Below are 981 nucleotides of genomic sequence, written 5' to 3'. Positions count from 1 at the left end.
CTAGGGCCTGTTTTGTGGATCTCATAAGAGCCATAGCAGCAGGCAGGCGATGGTGACACCTGCCTGGTAGTGAACGGCGAGCTTGTCGTAGCGGGTGGCGATGCCTCTGAACTGTTTGAGCCGGTTGAAGCAGCGTTCGACGACGTTGCGACGCTTGTAGCGGGCCGGGTCGAACGCGCAGCGCCGGTGCCCTCGATGAGCTCGCCCGGCCAGCTGGTCGGCGCGTTCAGGGATGGTCGCGCCGATGCCCCGCCGACGCAGATAGGTGCGGATGGCCCGGGAACTGTAGCCCTTGTCGGCGATGACATGCTCCGGTCGGGTGCGGGGCCGGCCCCGACCGAGCCGAGGGATGCGAAGGGCCGCCATCACTTGGGTGAATTGGGTGCAGTCGTTGATGTTGCCGCCGGTGACGACGAAGGCCAGCGGCAGACCGCGCCCGTCGGTGGCCAGGTGCAGCTTGGTGGTCAGTCCCCCGCGCGAGCGCCCGAGCGCCTGACCGCCTTGATCCCCAACGTGGTGATTCGTCCCTGCCCGGTTCCCCCTTTGCGAGCGCCCGCGGCGTGCTGATGGGCCCGCACGATGGTCGAGTCGACGCACACCGCCGACCAGTCCACCGCGCCTGCCGCATCGTCATGAGCCTGGACATGCTCCAGCAGCCGCTGCCACGTCCCGTCCGCAGACCAGCGACGGAACCGCTGATAGATCGTCTGCCAGGGGCCATACCGTTCAGGGATGTCCCGCCAGTCGGCACCGGTGCGGATCTTCCACACGATGCCGTTGAGGACCTGGCGGTGGTCCCGCCAGCGGCCACCCCGCCCCGGATTGGCCGGTAGCAGCGGCACGATACGTTCCCATGCAGCGTCCGTTAACTCATGGCGACGAACCATGTACCCATCGAGCCACACCCGAGCTCACCACGCTGCCCGAATCGGCGAATCCGGCGGCTGAACACGCCTCCTGATCCACAAAACACTGCCTAGG

The 981-nt window shown here is 67.0% G+C and carries 1 pseudogene; it reads right to left on the bottom strand.

Going from position 1 to position 981, the window contains the following annotated elements:
* Positions 1-21: 21 nt before the first annotated feature.
* Positions 22-887: pseudogene (locus tag MTP10_RS41820) on the bottom strand (IS5 family transposase).
* Positions 888-981: the final 94 nt, after the last annotated feature.

The organism is Nonomuraea sp. 3-1Str, assembly GCF_031570565.1.
In the GTDB taxonomy this organism is placed as follows: domain Bacteria; phylum Actinomycetota; class Actinomycetes; order Streptosporangiales; family Streptosporangiaceae; genus Nonomuraea.
Note: the sequence above shows the minus strand (reverse complement) of the source record. Positions and strands in the feature narration are given on the sequence as shown.